The following is a 16,806-nucleotide window of genomic DNA, read 5'->3' as shown; positions in this document are numbered from 1 at the left end:
GTCAGGCCTCGTCTTCCGGGGTGGTGGCCGCCTGGCCGAAGGCGCGGGCGAGATTGTCGGGGGTGAGGACCTCGGCGGGCCGGCCGTGCGCCAGGACGCTGCCGTGCAGGAGGATGGCCTCGTCGCTCAGCGCCGGGGCACCCGCGAGATCGTGGGTGGAGACCAGGACCGACCGGCCTTCGTCGCGCAGGGTCTTGAGCAGGCTGACCATGGTGCGCTCGCTCGTCCTGTCGACCCCCGCGAACGGTTCGTCGAGCAGCAGCAGCCGGGCGTCCTGGGCGATGCTCCGGGCGATGAAGACGCGCTTGCGCTGGCCACCCGAGAGCTGGCCGATCTGTCGGCGCCGCAGCTCGGCCAGTCCCACCCGGTCGAGTGCGACGTCGACGGCGGTGCGGTCCGCCTCCCGCAGCCGCCGGGTGGGTCCGAGGCGGCCGTAGATCCCCATCGTGACGACGTCGGCCACGGAGACGGGGAAGGTCCAGTCGACGTCCTCGGTCTGGGGCATGTACGCCACGAGCTGGCGCCGGCGGGCGTCCGCGATCGGCAGGCCGAAGAGCGAGACCCCACCGGTATCCGGAGCCACGAGGCCCATGAGGGCCTTGAAGAGCGTGGACTTCCCGGAACCGTTGACACCGATGAGGGCGCAGATCCTGCCCGGTGCCAGGGAGAGGCTCACGTCCTGGAGGGCGCGGACCTGCCCGTACGTGACGCCGAGGCGGTCCACCTCGATCACGGGGGTGGTGCGCTGCGTGTCCGTCAAGGTCATGGGGTCAGTCCTTCGGTGATGACGCGCAGGTCGTAGCGGATCAGGTCGAGGAAGCCCGGCACGGGGCCGTCCGCCTCGGAGAGGGAGTCGACGTAGAGGGTGCCGCCCAGAGTGGCGCCGGTCGCCTGGGCGACCTGTTCCTGGGCGGAGGGATTGATGGTCGACTCGCAGAAGACCGTGGGGACGTCGTGCTCGGTGACGAAGTCGATCACCTCCCGGACCTGCCGCGGGGTTCCTTCGGCGTCGGAGTTCACGGGCCAGATGAAGGCCTCCCGGAGCCCGACGTCCCGCGCCAGGTAGGAGAAGGCTCCCTCGCACGTCACGAGTGCCCTCGACGCCGCGCCCCGCAGCCCGGCGCGGAAGTCCGAGGCGATCCCCTCCAGCTCCGTGGTGAGCCTCCGGCCGTTCGCCTCGTACTCGGCGGCGTGGGCAGGATCGAGATCGGACAGCGCTGTCACGGTGTTCGCCACGTAGGTCTGCGCGGCCACCGGGGACATCCAGGCGTGCGGATTGGGCAGGCCCGAGTAGTCCCCGGACCGGATGTCCACCGGCTCCACACCCTCCGACAGGACCACGTGGGGCGCGTCGACGGAATTGAGGAAGCGCTCGAACCAGCGCTCCAGCCCCAGCCCGTTGTCCAGGATGAGATCGGCGTCCTGCGCGCCGACGAGGTCCGACGGCGTGGGCTCGTAGCCGTGGATCTCGGCCCCGATCTTCGTGATCGACTCGACCCGCACGTGACCGCCGCCGACCTCGTCGGCCAGGTCCGCGAGGACGGAGAAGGTGGTCAGGACCAGCGGCCGCTCATCGGCGTCCTCGGGAGGAGCCGGAGCAGCGCACCCTGTCAGCACGATGCCCAGGATCGTCAGCCCGGCACCGACGGAGAGCTTCCGTCGTCCACCCGGCCGCAAATTTTTAGGCATGCCTAAATATAACGCTGCTGCGCGTGGTCCTCCACTGTTTTCCTCGTCGCACGCCAGGCATGGGTGTAGTAGGGCAGCTTGAGGCGGGCGTCGGGGGTGAACGCCAGATAGTCCGTCAGGTACCACAGCAGATTCGCGTCCACGCGGGCGCGCAGCTCCGGTGAGGCCCGCCGGTAGTAGCTGCGGGAACGGGCGAGGTCGACGACGTCGGCCGCCGTCAGCTCCTGGGTCCAGCGGACCAGCAGGTCCTCGGGTGGCGCGAAGAGCGGTCCGAACTCCGGACGGTACGCGGGGGAGTAGACGTCCCCGGCGTGCATGATGCGCGAGAGCCGGTGGACCCACGGTCGCGAGACGTCCAGCTGGTTCCACACCACTGCGAGGCGGCCGCCCGGGCGCAGCACGCGTGCGGCCTCGGCGGCGGCGGCGGGATGATCGCACCAGTGCCAGGTCTGCGCCAGTGTGACCAGGTCCACGGATGCCGTGGGCAGGAAGGACTCCTCGGCGGTTCCCACGATCACCGGGACCTCCGGCAGCTGCCGGGACAGGACCCCCAGCATCTCCTCCGACGGGTCCACGGCGCTCACGTGCAGCCCGCGGTCCGCGAGGAGGCCCGTGAAGATCCCGGTGCCGGCTCCGACGTCGGCCGCGTACACCGCGCCCTGGGACACGCCTTCATCCTTCGCACCCTCATCGGGCACACCGTCATCAGACACGGCGTCCGGCACGGTCCGGTCCACGATCCAGTCGACGATCCCCGCCGGGTAGCCGGGGCGCACCCGGGCGTAGCGGTCGGCCCCGGACAGGTAGGCACTCGCCAGGTCCAGGCGGCGCTCGCCGCCGAGGCGGGGCCCGGACGTCACCGGCGGGACCCGGAGGCAGCGGGGGAGGTGCTAGAGCAGGTCATCCACGTCGGGGTTGAGGAGCCGCAGTACGTCACTGTGGAGGGTGCCGTTGGTGGCCAGCGCGTTGCCGCCGAAGGGACCGTCCTCACCGTCGAGCGAGGTGAAGCGGCCACCGGCCTCCGTCACGATGGGCACGAGGGCCGCCATGTCGTAGAGATTGAGTTCCGGTTCGCACGCGATCTCCACCGCGCCCTCCGCCACCATGCAGTAGGACCAGAAGTCACCGTAGGCGCGCGATCGCCACACCTGGTCGGTGAGGTCCACGAAGCGGGCGAGGGCGCCGCGTTCCCGCCAGCCCGACAGGCTGGAGTAGGAGAGCGAGGCGTCGGCGAGGCGGGAGACGTTCGAGACGCGCAGGCGGTGCGCGGCGGCCAGGGACTTGCCGGAGTACGCCCCCGTCCCCTCCGCGGCCCACCAGCGCTTGCCCAGCGCCGGAGCACTCACGAGGCCCACCACGGGCCGGCCCTCGTCGATCAGGGAGATCAGCGTCGCCCACACCGGAACCCCGCGGATGAAGTTCTTGGTGCCGTCGATGGGATCGATCACCCACCGGCGGGAGCCCGAGCCGGTACTGCCGAACTCCTCGCCGAGGACGGCGTCGCGGGGCCTGGCCCGGGAGAGCTGACCGCGGATGGCGTTCTCCGCGCTCTTGTCGGCGTCGGTGACGGGCGTCAGGTCGGGTTTCGTCTCGATCCGCAGATCGAGCGCCTTGAAACGGGACATGGTCTGGTCGTCCACCGAGTCGGCCATGATGTGGGCGAGCCGGAGGTCGTCGTTGTAGCCCTGCGTGTAACTCATATCGATCAACCTATCGTCTGGACCGGCACTTCCCGTGCCCCGGCTCGGCAGCCAGGAGCGGGGCGGAACGGGTGCGGACAGCGAAAAGCCACCGCGGGCTCGCGCCCTGCGGTGGCTTTGCGTCCTGCGCCGCGCGGAGCGGCACCGGGAGGACTAGAGAACGGTGATGTTCTCGGCCTGGGGGCCCTTGGGGCCCTGGGTGGTCTCGAAGTCGACCTTCTGGTTCTCGTCGAGGGAACGGTAGCCGTTCGAGTTGATCGCCGAGAAGTGGGCGAAGACATCCGCGCCGCCGTCATCGGGAGCGATGAAGCCGAAGCCCTTTTCGGCGTTGAACCATTTCACTGTGCCAGTAGCCATGCTGTACTTCCTTACCTTGAGTGCCCCGACGTTCGGGGCTCATCGTGGTGTTCGTTACCCGCTTATCGTCACAAGCTGTCGAACTCCAGGTGGAGGGTCAAGGCTCAGAATCATAATGCGCAAACAACAACGTTCCTGAGTCTACCAGCGATCGGCTGTATCACTGGTGTCCGAGCTCCTTGGCGTCATGGGCCGGTCCGCGCGGGTCGGCGCTCCCGGCGCTGAGCAGGCGGCGCAGGCTCGCGAGCCGGACCGGCCCGGAGTCGCCTGCGAGACCCTCCTCCACGAAGCTGTCGAGCCCACAGTGGACGGCGTTGGCGTCGTGGAGGCACCCGCGCTCGCAGCGCTCCGTGCCCGGCTCCAGGTCGGGGAAGGCCTGGAGGATCCGGTCGGCGTCCACGTGGGCCAGGCCGAAGCTCCTGATCCCCGGCGTGTCGATGATCCAGGTCCCGGCGGAGGCGTCGGCGGCTTTCAGGGCCAGGGCCGACGACGAGGTGTGGCGCCCCCTGCCCGTCACCGCGTTCACGCCGCCCGTGGCGCGCGCGGAGCCGGTCAGCGCATTCACCATGGTCGATTTCCCGACACCCGAGTGGCCGAGCAGCACGCTCACCTGGCCGTCGAGCTCGGCCCGGAGGGCGTCCACGGCGCCGTGGGAGAGCCGGGCGGAGTCGCCGTCGTCGGAGGTGGTCTCGACGCCCACGCCGTCGTCTGTCCGGCTCACGATCACGCGCAGATCGAGGTGCTCGTAGTTGGCGAGCAGCTCTGCCGGGTCCCGCAGATCCGCCTTGGTGATGCACAGCAGCGGCTCGATCCCGGCGTCGTAGGCCGCCACGAGCGCACGGTCGATGAAGCCGGTCCGCGGTTCGGGATTGGCGGCGGCGACCACGATGACCAGCTGGTCGGCGTTGGCGACGACCACGCGCTCCACGGGATCGGTGTCGTCGGCACTGCGGCGCAGCACCGTCCGGCGCTCCTGGATCCGCACGAGGCGGGCCAGTGAGTCCGGGCCACCCGTGAGATCCCCGACGAGTGCCACGAGATCCCCGGCCACTACGGGCTCGCGGCGCAGCTCACGGGCCCGCGCGGCGACCACGATCCGCTCCTGCGCCGTGTCCTCGTCGACGACGGCGGTGTAGCGACCGCGGTCCACGGTCACGATCCGGCCGGTCACGGCGTCCTCGTAGGCGGGCCGGTTCTTGGTGCGGGGGCGGGAGCCCTTCTTGTTCGGCCGGATCCGCACGTCCGACTCGTCCCAGGCGCGTGAGCCGCGGCGGTTGCCGGCCTCGCTCATACGGAGGGCTCCGCGCGCGCCGGGCTGCCGGCCGGAGGATGCGTGCCCGTCACGGTGGCCCAGCGCTCGGGGAAGTCGGGCATGGTCTTGGCCGTGGTGCCGATGTTCTCCACCTCGACGCCCTCGACCGCGAGACCCACGATGGCCCCCGCCGTCGCCATGCGGTGATCGTCGTAGGTGTGGAAGACGCCGCCCTGCAGCGGGGCCGGCCGGATCAGCAGACCGTCGGCCGTCTCCTCCGCGTCGCCGCCCAGGGCGTTGATCTCGGCCACGAGGGCAGCGAGCCGGTCCGTCTCGTGCCCGCGCAGGTGGGCGATGCCGGTGAGGGTGGACGGCGTCGTCGCCAGGGCGCACAGGGCAGCGACGGTGGGTGCGAGTTCGGACGTCTCCGCGAAGACCCCGCCGCGCAGGGAGGACCCGCCGGTGACGGTGAGGAGATCGCCGTCGAGTTCCGCCGACGCCCCCATGAGCGGCAGGATCTCCCGCCAGCGATCGCCCACCTGGGTGGTGCCGACCGGCCAGTTCCGCACACGGACGGTTCCGCCCGTGACGGCCGCGGCGGCGAGGAAGGGGCCGGCGTTGGAGAGATCGGGTTCGACGGCGACGTCGAAGGCGCGGATCCTCCCGGGGGAGACGCGCCAGTGATTCGGCTCGGAGTCGTCGACGGCGACGCCGACGGAGCGCAGCAGCTCCACGGTCATCCGGATGTGATCGAGGCTCGGCACGGATCCGCCCACGTGCTCGAGGTGCAGCCCGTCGGTGAAGCGGGCTGCCACGAGCAGGAGGGCGGAGACGAACTGCGAGGACGCGGAGGCGTCGATGGCGAGCCGGCCGCCGTCGACCTTCCCCTCCCCGTGGAGACGGAACGGGAGGCTGCCGGCCCCGGCGTCGTCCACGCGGACGCCGAGCCCGCGCAGGGCGGCGATGGTGCTCCCCATCGGACGACGGCGCGCGTGCGGATCGCCGTCGAACACGGTGACGTCGCGGACCAGCGCGGCCAGGGGCGGCACGAAGCGCATCACGGTCCCCGCGAGGCCGCAGTCGATGGACCGCGGGCCGTCGGCCGTGGGGTCCGGCAGCGGGCTCACGCGCAGATCGGGGCCGGAGTCCGGGTCCGCGTCCGCATGCGCCGGGAGCTCGTCGACGACCGCCCCGAGGTCCTCCAGGGCCCTGATCATCAGCGCGGTGTCACGGGAATGGAGCGGCCTCCTGATGATGCTCGGCGCGTCGGCCAGCGCCGCGAGGACCAGGAAGCGATTCGTGAGCGACTTCGATCCCGGGATGGAGATCTCCGCGTCCACAGGGCCCGTCAGGTGGGGCGCCGGCCACAGCCCGTGCCCCGCGCCCCCACCTGATGGTGCCGCCATGTGCCTAGGAACCGACGACGTCGGAGGCGGTCTTGCGGACGGCCTTGTCGGCCTTCTTCAGCTGCTTGCGTGCATCCTTGCTCAGGCCCACCGCATTCTTGCGGGCGCCCTCGGCGAGGTGACCTGCGCGCCACGCCATGCCCGGCTTGCCGTTCGTGTCCACCGAGGCCAGCAGCACGGCCCCGATCAGGGAGAGGTTCTTCAATAGCTGCGACCGCCGTGCCTTCTTGTCCTCGGGGGTGGCGGAGTCCGCGGAGCGGTAGTCCACCAGCGTGTTCACGGTGGCGGTGACCGTCAGGAGCAGGGCGGAGAACCGGGAGAACCGGCCGATGCCCAGCAGCAGGGCTGCCCCGATCTGGGTGGCGCCGAGGACCTGGCCCACGAGCTTCTCGTTGCTCGTCACCGCCGCGGCGGAGGGGACCACCTTGGTGACACCGGCGAGGACGGGCTTGAGCTGGGGGGCGGTGGCGCCGGCCGTGCGGAGGCGCTCGACGCCGGAGAACACGAAACTGCCGGCGATGAGCGGTCGGGCGAGTACACGGACAAGGGTCATAACTGCCTCCAGGTTCCCGGCGGCCTGGGCCGGGCTCGATTGTGTTGTACCAAGCATGCTGAGTCTAGTTTGGCACGGCCGCCGGGACGGGGCGATCCGTGGGCCGCGACGGCGGGAGTGGGCGGGCGGACCGGAATGCTGATCGGAATAAGGGGACCGGAGGAGAGGTTGCACCAGGGGTAACGGAAAGAGGTGACACGGATGACGGGCACACGCACCACGACGGTCGAGAGACCGGATTTCCAGTTGTCGACGGCGCCACGGCGCGTGGTCGGCACGGTGCCGCGACAGCGCGGACGAGTAGACTTCAGCTCGATGAATACAACAGCCCCCGCAGGCAGCAACCAGGCCGAGGACGCCCAGCTGGACGTCTCGACGGAGTCGGACAGCGACCGCAAGGCGCGGTTCGAGCGCGACGCCATGCAGTACGTGGACCAGCTCTACTCGGCGGCCATGCGTATGGCACGCAATCCCAGCGACGCCGAGGACCTGGTGCAGGAGGCCTACACGAAGGCCTTCTCCGCGTTCCACCAGTACCGGCCGGGGACGAACCTGAAGGCCTGGCTGTACCGGATCCTCACCAACACGTACATCAACCTGTACCGCAAGCGGCAGCGTGAACCGCTGCAGTCCCACTCGGACACCATCGAGGACTGGCAGCTCGCCAAGGCCGCCGAGCACACCTCCGCCGGACTGCGGTCCGCCGAGGTGGAGGCACTCGATCATCTGCCCGACTCGGACGTGAAGCGTGCGCTGCAGGCCATCCCGGAGGACTTCCGCCTCGCGGTGTACTTCTCCGACGTGGAGGGCTTCGCGTACAAGGAGATCGCCGAGATCATGAACACCCCCATCGGCACGGTCATGTCCCGGCTGCATCGCGGGCGCAAGCTGCTGCGCGAGATCCTCGCCGAGTACGCCTACGAGCGCGGGCTCGGGCGCGGGACGGCGGGTACTGCAGGAACCAGTGAAGGAAGCGCTGCCGCGTCGAAGGTCGCGGCTCCGGTCGGCAAGGAACAGGAGACGACGAAATGAGCGATTGCGAGAGCCTCGGCGACTGCGCCGACTCGAGGATCGAACGGCTGTACGAGTACCTGGACGGGGCACTCTCCCACCAGGACCTCGTGGAGATCAAGGACCATCTGGACGGGTGTCCCCAGTGCGCCGAGGAGCACGATCTCGAGTGTGTGATCCGCTCGGTGGTCAAGCGTTCCTGCACCGAGGTGGCCCCGGCCACGCTCAAGGCCACCATCCTGGGGCGCATCAATCACCTCAAGACCGTGGACCACTGATCCGGCGCTAGGATCATCAGGCGCTGGGACGAGCGCGCACCAGTACGGCTGACCGAGAAGTACAGCTGAATGACCGAGAAGTACAGCTCAACGAGAGAACCTCCGGCACCCATGGGTGCCGGAGGTTCTCTCGTCATTGCTGACGCCTGGTCAGGCGTTGGGGCGCTTACCGTGGTTCGCGCCGCCGCGCTTCCGATCGCGCTTCTTGCGTGCTCGCTTGCTCATGGCTCTCTCCTTCTGACGTTCCGGATCCGCAGGGCTGCATCCAAGTATCCCACACCGCCGGTGACGTGCCGCATGCGCTCACCTAGGATGAGGAGGATCATCCGCCACCGAAGGAGCTCACGTATGCGCGCGGTCTATGCTGCCACCCAGTCCGGAGACGACCCCCTCGGCGGCCTCACCATCGGGGAGCTGGACGCACCGGGCGCACCGGAGGGCTTCCGGCGGGTCGAGGTCGTCGCCTCCAGCCTCAACCACCACGACCTGTGGTCGCTGCAGGGCGTGGGGCTTCCCGAGGAGCGGCTGCCGATGATTCTCGGCTGCGACGCGGCCGGGATCGACGACGACGGCAACGAGGTGATCGTCCACGGCGTCGTGTCCTCGCCCGAGTGGCGCGGCGACGAGACGCTCGATCCCAGCCGCTCCCTGCTCTCCGAACGTCACCCCGGGACCATGGCGGACTACGTCTGGGTCCCGGAGCGCAATCTCGTGCCCAAGCCCGCGGAGCTCTCCTTCGAGGAGGCAGCCTGCCTGCCGACGGCCTGGCTCACCGCGTACCGCATGCTCTTCACGGTCTCGCCCGCGGCTCCGGGCTCGACGGTGCTCGTGCAGGGCGCCGGAGGCGGGGTGGCCTCCGCCGTCATCGCCCTGGCCTCGGCTGCGGGCTTCCGGGTCTGGGCGACGAGCCGCAGCGAGGAGAAGCGGCAGCGCGCGCTGGACCTCGGCGCGGATCAGGTGTTCGACGCCGGAGCCCGGCTGCCGGAGCGCGTGGACGTCGTCTTCGATTCGGTGGGTGAGGCCACCTGGGCCCATTCCCTGCGCTCCCTCGTTCCGGGCGGCACCGTGGTCACCTGCGGTGCGACGAGCGGCCCGGCGCCGTCGGCCGATCTGAACCGCGTGTTCTTCCTCCAGCTCCGGGTCCTGGGCTCCACCATGGGGACCCGGGACGAGATGCTCCGGCTCACCCGCTTCCTCGTCGCGACCGGCGTCCGCCCGGTGATTGACACCGTCCTTCCCCTCGAGGAGGCGGCGGCCGGATTCCGCCGGATGCTCGACGGCGAGGTCTTCGGCAAGATCGTCTTCCGCCACTGATCGATCACCGGTTGCAGATGTGGGGAGCCCCTGTCGCGTACGACAGGGGCTCCTCACGTTGCGGGGTCCACTGAGTGAGCCCGCCCGGTGGACCTGCTCGGTGGCCCTACTTGGTGGCGCTACTCGGTGGTCCCCGCGGCCAGGATGATCGAGCGCTGCTCGCGGCGCTTCGACTGCTCCTGCGGATCGGGCACGGGAGCCGCCGCGAGCAGACGGCGCGTGTAGGGGTCCCTCGGGTACTTGAGCACCTGCTCGGTGCTGCCCTGCTCCACGAGCCGACCCTTGTTGAGGACGGCGATGTGGCTCGCGAGGAGCTCGACGACGGCGAGGTCGTGACTCACGAAGAGGCAGGCGAAGCCCCGCTCCCGCTGCAGATCCTGCAGCAGCTCGAGCACGGCCGCCTGCACCGAGACGTCGAGTGCGGAGGTCGGCTCGTCGGCGACGAGCAGATCCGGACGCAGGGACAGGGCGCGGGCGATACCCACGCGCTGCCGCTGCCCGCCGGAGAGCTCGTGCGGATACCTGTTGCGGAAGGCGATCGGCAGCTGGACGTCGTCCAGGAGGCCGGCCACGCGCTTGTCGAGCTCCTCGCGCCCGAGCTTCTCATGGAGGAGCAGGGGCTCGCCGATGCTGTCGCCGATGGACAGGCGCGGATTCAGGGATGCCGCGGGATCCTGGAAGACGATCGCGAATCTCTTGCGCAGCGGCTTGAGCTTGCGGGCGCTGAGCGTGGTGATGTCCGTCCCGTTGATGGAGATGCTCCCGCCGGAGGTCCTGATCAGACCCGTGACGGCACGCGCGATCGTCGACTTCCCCGACCCCGACTCGCCGACCAGGCCCATGACCTCACCCGGATTGATGGTGATCGACACCCCGCTGACGGCCTTGAAGGCGGGCTGGCGGAAGCGCCCCGGATACTCGATGTCCACGTCCACGAGCTCGAGGGCCGGCTCTACCCCGGAGGCGCTGTGCTCCGCCTGCGCGCGCCGGGCCTCCTCCGCGTACTCCTCGTGGAGCTCCAGGCGTCCGTCCACCACCTCGACGTCGGTCAGCACGCCGCCGACCTTCGAGCCGAGGTGGGGGACGGCGCCGAGGAGCTGCTTCGTGTAGTCCTGGGTGGGGGAGGAGAACAGTTGCGCGGTCGGCGCGGCCTCGACGATCCTGCCCTTCTCCATGACCACCACGTGGTCGGCGAGATCGGCCACCACCCCCATGTCGTGGGTGATGAGGAGGACGGCGCTGTTGAGCCGCTTGTTGAGGGTACGCAACAGATCCAGCACCTCGGCCTGCACCGTCACGTCGAGCGCCGTCGTGGGTTCGTCCGCGATGAGCAGCATCGGGTCGTTCGCGAGGGCGATGGCGATCATGGCGCGTTGCCGCTGGCCGCCCGAGAACTGGTGCGGGTAGGAGTCGTACCGCCGCTCGGCCTCGGGGATCTCGACCATGAGGAGCAGCTCGATGGCGCGCTTCTTCGCATCGGCGGGCGAGAGCTCGGTGTGCTGCTCGATGGCCTCGCGGATCTGTTCGCCCACGGTCAGCACGGGGTTCAGCGCCGTCATGGGTTCCTGGAAGATCATGGCGATGTCGTTGCCGCGGATCTTCCGGAGCGTGCTCTGCGGAGCGCCGATCAGTTCGTTACCCTGCATCTTCGCGCTGCCCGTGCAGCGCCCGTTGCGGGGGAGCAGACCGAGCAGGGCCAGCGATGACATGCTCTTGCCGGAGCCGGACTCGCCCACGATCGCGAGGATCTCGCCGGGACGGATCCGGTAGGAGACGTCCTCGGCCGCCATGACCCACTCGTTGTCGACATTGAACTCGACGCCGAGTCCCGAGACCTCGAGGATGGGGCCGCTGTGGACGGGGGTCTGTTCGTCGGAGATGACGACTGTGCTGGAGCTCATTACTGCTTCACCCTTGTCTGCTTGGGATCGAACGCGTCGCGGAGGCCGTCACCGATGAAGTTGACCGCCAGGGCGATCCCGATGATGAAGGCGCCGGGCCACAGGAACAGCCACGGCCGCACCGTGAGGGCGGAGCGATTGTCGTTGATGGCCTTGCCGAGGGACGTGTCCGGGGCGGTGACGCCGAGCCCTAGGTAGCTCAGGGCCGTCTCCAGGAGGATGGCCCCCGAGATGGCGAGCGTCGTCGAGACGATGATGACGCCCACCGTGTTGGGCAGGATGTGGCGGAAGATGATCCGGGCGGAACTCGCGCCCACCGACTTGGCCGATTCGACGAACTCCTTCTCCCGCAGGGACAGGAATTCACCGCGGACCAGCCGCGCCAGGCCCGTCCACGTCACCACCCCGAGGAACAGGGCGAACGGGATGATGCCCGCCTTCGCGACGATGCCCGCCACCGCCGCGGCGATGACCAGCGTGGGGATGGTGATGACGACGTCGGTGATGCGCATGAGGAACGCCTCGGTCCAGCCGCGGAAGTAGCCGGCGATCGCACCGACCGTGGTACCGATGACCATGGCCACGAGCCCCACGATGAAGGCGATGATGAGCGAGGTCTGCGTGCCGCGCATGGTCAGGGCGAAGTAGTCACGGCCCAGGACGTCCTGCCCGAAGGGGTGCTCGCCGAGGCTGAAGGGCCACAGCGTCAGGGTGGGCCTGCCCTCGTTGAAGCGGTCGGCCAGGACGTCGTACTCCTTGTCCCACCAGCCGGGGATCCCGGCGAACCCGATGGAACTGAAGGCCAGGATGAAGATCAGCACCAGGAGCGTGATGCCGGCGAGGGCTCCCTTGTGCCGGAAGAACCTCTCGCGGATCAGCTTGCCCTGGCTCTTGGCCTCGGTCTGGACGCGCGCCGTCTGGTCCCGGGTGCGCGGGGAACCCGCGATGTCGGAGTCCTGGCTCAGCAGGGTCAGCTCCGACAGCTCCACGGAGGGGCGGGAATCGTCCCGCTGCTTGTCGTTGTTGCTCATGGGGATGTCCTAGCTCAGGGTGATGCGCGGGTCGAGGAAGGCGTAGGCGATGTCGGCCAGCATGTTGAAGAGCACAGCGGCGGTACCCACCACGAGGAAGAACGCCATGACCGGGCCCGGGTCCACCGCATTGATGCCGTCGACGAAGAGCTTGCCCATGCCGTTCCAGCCGAAGACCTGCTCCGTGATGACCGCGCCGCCCAGTACGCCCGCGAAGTCGAACGCCATGAGGGTGGTGATGGGGATCATCGCGTTGCGGAACGCGTGCTTGACCAGGACCGTGCGTTCGCTCAGGCCCTTGGCCCTCGCCGTGCGGATGTAGTCCTGGTTCATGACGTCCAGCTGACTGGCCCTGGTGTACCGGGTGTAGGTGGCGAAGGAGATCAGCGTCAGGGCGATCGTGGGCAGGATGAGGTGCAGCGCGTAGTCGAGGTTGATCTCCCAGAAGGTGCCCTCGAGGTTCGCCGACTGCGATCCGGTGGTGGGGATGGGACGCCCGCCGGCCTTGGCCGACAGCGTGGGGTACGCCTGGAGGAGGCGATCCACGACGATCAGCAGGCTCATGGAGACCGCGATGACGGCCCCGATCCTCGCGGCCTGCGCGCGGAACGGGCCGCCGATGAGACCGGCCACCACGTAGCAGACGACCGCCAGCACGATCACCAGCGCGACCAGCACGAGCCAGTTCGGATCGTCGAGCAGCTGGATGGACACGAGGTAGCCGGCGAAGCTCACGCCTGCCGCGGCGAGAGCGGCGTTGAGCACCCGGCGGCGGCGGAACCCTGCGAGCAGTGCCGTCCACAGCACGGCGATGCCCACGGCGGAGACGAGCATGCCGACCACGCCGAACCCGGGGGTGACGAACCAGCCGGTGACGAGGAGCAGATAGAGCGCCAGGGCCGTCACCACGGCGGCGACGCCGAAGACGACGAGCCGACGTCTGCGGTCGCCGCCGACGACGACCGCCCAGATCACGCCGGCGACCACCCCTATCAGGGCGATCGTGAGATACGAGAACTGCGGATTGTCCAGCCACGTGTTCAGGTCGATCGCCAGGTACTGCTTGAGCAGGGTGGACAGCCAGAACAGCGGCAGGGAGAACAGCAGGAACGAGACGAAGGTGATCGAGTAGTCGAACGTGCTGTACTGGCGGATCGCCGTGACGATCCCGACGACGACGCCCAGGACCAGGGCGAGGACCGTCGCGACGACGACGAGGCGCAGCGTGGAGCCCATGGCGTTCTCCAGCTGTGGGAGGACCGCGGCCCCGGTGCGGTCCTGGCCGAGCGTGCAGGAGACCCCGCCGGGCACGAGGCAGTGACCCACGTCCTGCAACCAGAGGAAGTAGCGGGGGATCGGCGCCACATCGAGATTCATGGCGGCGGTGCGGGCCGCGATGGTCGCCGCCTTCTGCGGGCCGCTCGTCTCACCCAGATCCTCGAAGGGGTCGCCCGAGGAGATGGTGAGGAAGTACATGAGGGTGGTGGCCGCGAGCATGATGAAGAACGAGATGACGGTGCGCTTGGCGATGAAGTAGAACACGGGGCTCCTAGGAGGCGCTGCAGGTGATGGCGAGAGCTGGCACGGGGACGGGCAGGCCCGCAGGCCTGCCCGTCCTCATGCACTCATGGGGAAGCCGCTGTCAGTTCTGCTTCGTCCAGGTGTAGGCATTCCAGGTGATGCCGGTCTGCGTGGGATTCAGTTCGACACCCTCGAGATCCGAGGTGTACCCCGCGAGACTCGGGTTCGCGTAGAGCACCACGTTGTACTGCGTGTCGGCAAGTGCCTGCTCGAGCTCGGTCTTCAGCGGGACGACCTGCTCGGCGTCGGTGCTGGTCGCGATGTCGTCCCAGAGGCTGTCCACCTCCTCATTGGTGTAGCCGCCGAAGTTCTGCTCCCCGTCGGTGACGTAGATGGACTGACCGGAGGCCACGAGGCCACTACCGGACCAGCCGAAGATCACGGCGTCCCAGGCTCCGGGCTGCGGGAGCTTGGCGCTCCACTCGGCCTCGGGCTGCGGGGTGATCTCGAAGCCGGCCTTGTCGCAGGAGTCCTTCACGAGGGAGACCTGGTCGGCGCGCAGCTGGCTCGTCGAGGCGAACATCATGGACACCTTGACGGGCTCCGTCTTGCCGGCCTCCTCGAGCAGGGATTTGGCCTTCTCGATGTCGGCGACGCCGTCGCCCTGGGCGGCGGGGGCGCCGTCGAGCACGGTCTGGTAATCGTCATGGCTCGGCTGGTACTCTCGAAGATTCAGCACGGAGCCCTCGGGATCGACCGGGGTGACGAACTTGTTTACCATGTCGGCCTTCGGAATGCAGGCCGCGAACGCCTGGCGCACCTTCAGATCCTCGAACACCGCGCCGGGACGCTGGTCCAGGTCCACGTGCGAGAACGTGAACGACTGGCCGGTGTCCACGGTGACGGTCTCGCCGATCTGCTCCAGGGCTGTCTTGGTGTCCACCGTGGGGCTCGAGGGGTCGATGATGTCGACGTCGCCGTTCTGGAGGGCCTGCACGGCCTCCTCGTCGACGACGGTCTTGAAGACCATGGTCTCGGTCTGGCCCTCCCGCTCCTCGCCCCAGTACTCCTCGTTCTTCTTGAGCGTGAGGGTGCCGTTGACGGCGTTGTCGAGCTTGTACGGGCCGGAGGACGGCAGCAGTGCGAGGTCCGGGAGAGTGGGCAGATCGGCCTCGTAGGCCCAGCCGGTGTTCCAGAACTCGGCCACGGGGGTGAGGGCATCGCGGTCGTCGTTCTTGATGGCGTCGATGAGTTCCGCGCCGTCGCCGTCGGCGGACAGGCCGCCCTGCTCGGCGGCGATGTGCGCCGGCATGAAGACCCCGGTGGTGAAGAGGGCCTCCCAGTCGGCGTAGGGCTCGTCGAAGACGACCTCGAACTCCTTGTCGCCAGCCTCGCCCTCGATCATCTTCATCTGGGAGAAGCCGTTGGTCGAGGAGGCCTGGAAGAGGTCGGCCTCGGCGCCGGTCTCCTCGTCCGTCTCGCCGGTGGGGTGCGTCCCCGACATGGAGGCCCAGCTCAGCAGGACGTCGTCGTAGTCGATGGGGGTGCCGTCGGACCAGACGGCGTCCTCGTTGATGGTGTACTTCACCGTCAGCGGATCGTCGCTGGTCTTCTCGTAGCTTCCGAAATCGGTGTTCTGCTCGAGCGATCCTGACGGGCTGTACGACACGAAGGCGCTGGATGACAGGTTGTCGACGTACGTGTTGTAGACCGCGTTCGTGGCGGCGGTGTTGCCGTTGTAGGCGGTCGGTGCCTGGCTGATCGCGATGGTGATGGTCGATGCCAGATTCTCGTTCGAGCCCGACGACGAGGCGGAGTCGGAGTCGGAGGTCCCGCCGGCCGAACCGCACGCGCTGAGCATGAGGGCTCCGATGGAGAGAGCGGCGAGCGACATGGTGCGCTTGTTACGCATTCGATAGTCCTTACTGTGCTGGGTGCGAGGAACACAGGAAGGTCCCCCGAAGCGGATCACCGTCGTGACGGCGATCACACGGGGAAAGCATAGCGAATGATTGTTGCCCTCGACACTCAGTGAGCAACCACTCACCGATTCGTTATCGCGGCGAGACGTGAGTGGATCGGCACCGCAGTTCCTCCGGGATCAGCAGAGCCCCGGGGGCGGCGTGGGCCGCCCCCGGGGCTCTGCTGATCCGGCGAGGGTCTACGCGGGCCGGCGGGTGTCTACTCGGGCGCCGGGATGTCCAGCCACTGGTACCACCCGCGGTGCAGCACGAGCCACGCCATGAGGCCGTAGCCGGCCTGACCCGGGAGGCCCTCGTTGGCCGCGAGATCGTTGCGCCACTGCTCGTGCGCGAGGAGCGGGGTGAAGGTGTCGACGAAGACGTGCTTGCGTCGCGTGGTGACGTCACCGAACGCGGCGGACAGATCGGCGAGCCGGCGATTCCGCTCGGCGTCGAGGCCCGGGGGCGGGCCGACCACGAGGGCCTTCACGCTCATCTGCGAGGCTCCGTCGAGGATGTTCGCGAGATTCAGGCGGCTCCTCGCGGTGGACAGGTCCAGATCGAGATCGCGGTCGGACAGCCCGATCACCAGCCGGTTCTCGTGGCCCTCGGCGAAGCGCCGTCCGGTCTCGGACAGCCAGCGGTTCGCCAGCGCCTCCGTTCCCTCCCCGGGAGCGGCGAGGGTGTACGCCTCCACCGACGCGTTGTCCGGCCGGGTCCGGGCGAGCACGCGACCCATCCAGCCCAGGGACCGGGGATCACCGAGACCGGCGAGGAGTTCGTCGCCCACTGCTGCAAGCCGGATTCTGCGTAAGTCCACTGGTCCCTCGAT

At 68.9% G+C, this 16,806-nt stretch carries 16 protein-coding genes; 3 read left to right on the top strand and 13 right to left on the bottom strand.

The genetic code is table 11. The features are described 5' to 3' along the window. Nucleotide 1 precedes the first annotated feature (1 nt). From Q0747_RS01740 to Q0747_RS01705, 8 genes are all read right to left on the bottom strand, one after another. A complete protein-coding gene (locus Q0747_RS01740; RefSeq protein WP_298251531.1) occupies nucleotides 2–766 on the bottom strand; it encodes a metal ABC transporter ATP-binding protein in 765 nt (254 codons plus the stop codon). Further along, the gene (locus Q0747_RS01735; RefSeq protein ID WP_298251530.1) at nucleotides 763–1,689 is read right to left on the bottom strand and encodes a metal ABC transporter substrate-binding protein; all 927 of its coding nucleotides are present in this window, start codon (nucleotides 1,687–1,689) and stop codon (nucleotides 763–765) included. Before Q0747_RS01735 ends, Q0747_RS01740 begins: the two co-directional genes overlap by 4 nt. Before the next feature lie 2 nt (nucleotides 1,690–1,691). Further along, on the bottom strand, nucleotides 1,692–2,549 hold the full coding sequence (locus Q0747_RS01730) for a class I SAM-dependent methyltransferase (protein WP_298251529.1): 858 nt from the start codon (nucleotides 2,547–2,549) through the stop codon (nucleotides 1,692–1,694). A 30-nt stretch (nucleotides 2,550–2,579) separates the two neighbouring features. After that, nucleotides 2,580–3,389, bottom strand: coding sequence for a histidinol-phosphatase (gene hisN / locus Q0747_RS01725; RefSeq protein ID WP_298251528.1), 810 nt, complete (start codon nucleotides 3,387–3,389; stop codon nucleotides 2,580–2,582). Between the two features lie 153 nt (nucleotides 3,390–3,542). Continuing rightward, nucleotides 3,543–3,746, bottom strand: coding sequence for a cold-shock protein (locus tag Q0747_RS01720; RefSeq protein ID WP_136454193.1), 204 nt, complete (start codon nucleotides 3,744–3,746; stop codon nucleotides 3,543–3,545). 160 nt (nucleotides 3,747–3,906) lie between these two features. Beyond that, nucleotides 3,907–5,037, bottom strand: a complete 1,131-nt coding sequence (rsgA, locus tag Q0747_RS01715; RefSeq protein WP_298251527.1) for a ribosome small subunit-dependent GTPase A — start codon at nucleotides 5,035–5,037, stop codon at nucleotides 3,907–3,909. Then, nucleotides 5,034–6,404 carry a 3-phosphoshikimate 1-carboxyvinyltransferase gene (aroA, locus tag Q0747_RS01710; RefSeq protein ID WP_298251526.1) on the bottom strand — a complete coding sequence of 457 codons (1,371 nt, stop codon included), beginning with the start codon at nucleotides 6,402–6,404 and terminating at the stop codon, nucleotides 5,034–5,036. The genes rsgA and aroA overlap by 4 nt, the downstream gene beginning before the upstream one ends. Before the next feature lie 4 nt (nucleotides 6,405–6,408). Beyond that, on the bottom strand, nucleotides 6,409–6,957 hold the full coding sequence (locus Q0747_RS01705; protein WP_298251525.1) for a DoxX family protein: 549 nt from the start codon (nucleotides 6,955–6,957) through the stop codon (nucleotides 6,409–6,411). A gap of 315 nt (nucleotides 6,958–7,272) precedes the next feature. Between Q0747_RS01705 and Q0747_RS01700 the strand changes: the two genes are divergently transcribed. The 3 genes from Q0747_RS01700 (at nucleotide 7,273) to Q0747_RS01690 (ending at nucleotide 9,560) form a co-directional block, all read left to right on the top strand. Beyond that, nucleotides 7,273–7,989, top strand: coding sequence for a sigma-70 family RNA polymerase sigma factor (locus Q0747_RS01700; RefSeq protein ID WP_298251524.1), 717 nt, complete (start codon nucleotides 7,273–7,275; stop codon nucleotides 7,987–7,989). Beyond that, nucleotides 7,986–8,246 carry a mycothiol system anti-sigma-R factor gene (gene rsrA, locus Q0747_RS01695; protein WP_298251523.1) on the top strand — a complete coding sequence of 87 codons (261 nt, stop codon included), beginning with the start codon at nucleotides 7,986–7,988 and terminating at the stop codon, nucleotides 8,244–8,246. Before Q0747_RS01700 ends, rsrA begins: the two co-directional genes overlap by 4 nt. 348 nt (nucleotides 8,247–8,594) lie before the next feature. After that, nucleotides 8,595–9,560, top strand: a complete 966-nt coding sequence (locus Q0747_RS01690; RefSeq protein ID WP_298251522.1) for a zinc-binding dehydrogenase — start codon at nucleotides 8,595–8,597, stop codon at nucleotides 9,558–9,560. Between the two features lie 119 nt (nucleotides 9,561–9,679). Here the strand turns inward: Q0747_RS01690 and Q0747_RS01685 are convergent, their stop codons facing one another. From Q0747_RS01685 to Q0747_RS01665, 5 genes are all read right to left on the bottom strand, one after another. After that, complete coding sequence (locus Q0747_RS01685) at nucleotides 9,680–11,461, bottom strand: ABC transporter ATP-binding protein (RefSeq protein ID WP_298251521.1); 1,782 nt, start codon at nucleotides 11,459–11,461, stop codon at nucleotides 9,680–9,682. Then, nucleotides 11,461–12,492 (bottom strand): ABC transporter permease, encoded by a 1,032-nt coding sequence (locus Q0747_RS01680; protein WP_298251520.1) that lies wholly within the window; start codon nucleotides 12,490–12,492, stop codon nucleotides 11,461–11,463. Before Q0747_RS01680 ends, Q0747_RS01685 begins: the two co-directional genes overlap by 1 nt. Before the next feature lie 9 nt (nucleotides 12,493–12,501). Beyond that, nucleotides 12,502–14,034, bottom strand: coding sequence for an ABC transporter permease (locus Q0747_RS01675; protein ID WP_298251519.1), 1,533 nt, complete (start codon nucleotides 14,032–14,034; stop codon nucleotides 12,502–12,504). Nucleotides 14,035–14,134: 100 nt separating this feature from the next. Then, on the bottom strand, nucleotides 14,135–15,925 hold the full coding sequence (locus tag Q0747_RS01670) for an ABC transporter family substrate-binding protein (RefSeq protein ID WP_298251518.1): 1,791 nt from the start codon (nucleotides 15,923–15,925) through the stop codon (nucleotides 14,135–14,137). Nucleotides 15,926–16,194: 269 nt separating this feature from the next. Then, a complete protein-coding gene (locus Q0747_RS01665; RefSeq protein WP_298251517.1) occupies nucleotides 16,195–16,794 on the bottom strand; it encodes a GDSL-type esterase/lipase family protein in 600 nt (199 codons plus the stop codon). Nucleotides 16,795–16,806 lie beyond the last annotated feature (12 nt).

Origin of the sequence: uncultured Arthrobacter sp. (genome assembly GCF_947493765.1) — a bacterium.
Taxonomy (GTDB): Bacteria; Actinomycetota; Actinomycetes; order Actinomycetales; family Micrococcaceae; genus Arthrobacter_D.
The sequence above is the reverse complement of the archived record's forward strand: the minus strand, read 5'-3'. Positions and strand labels throughout refer to the sequence as shown.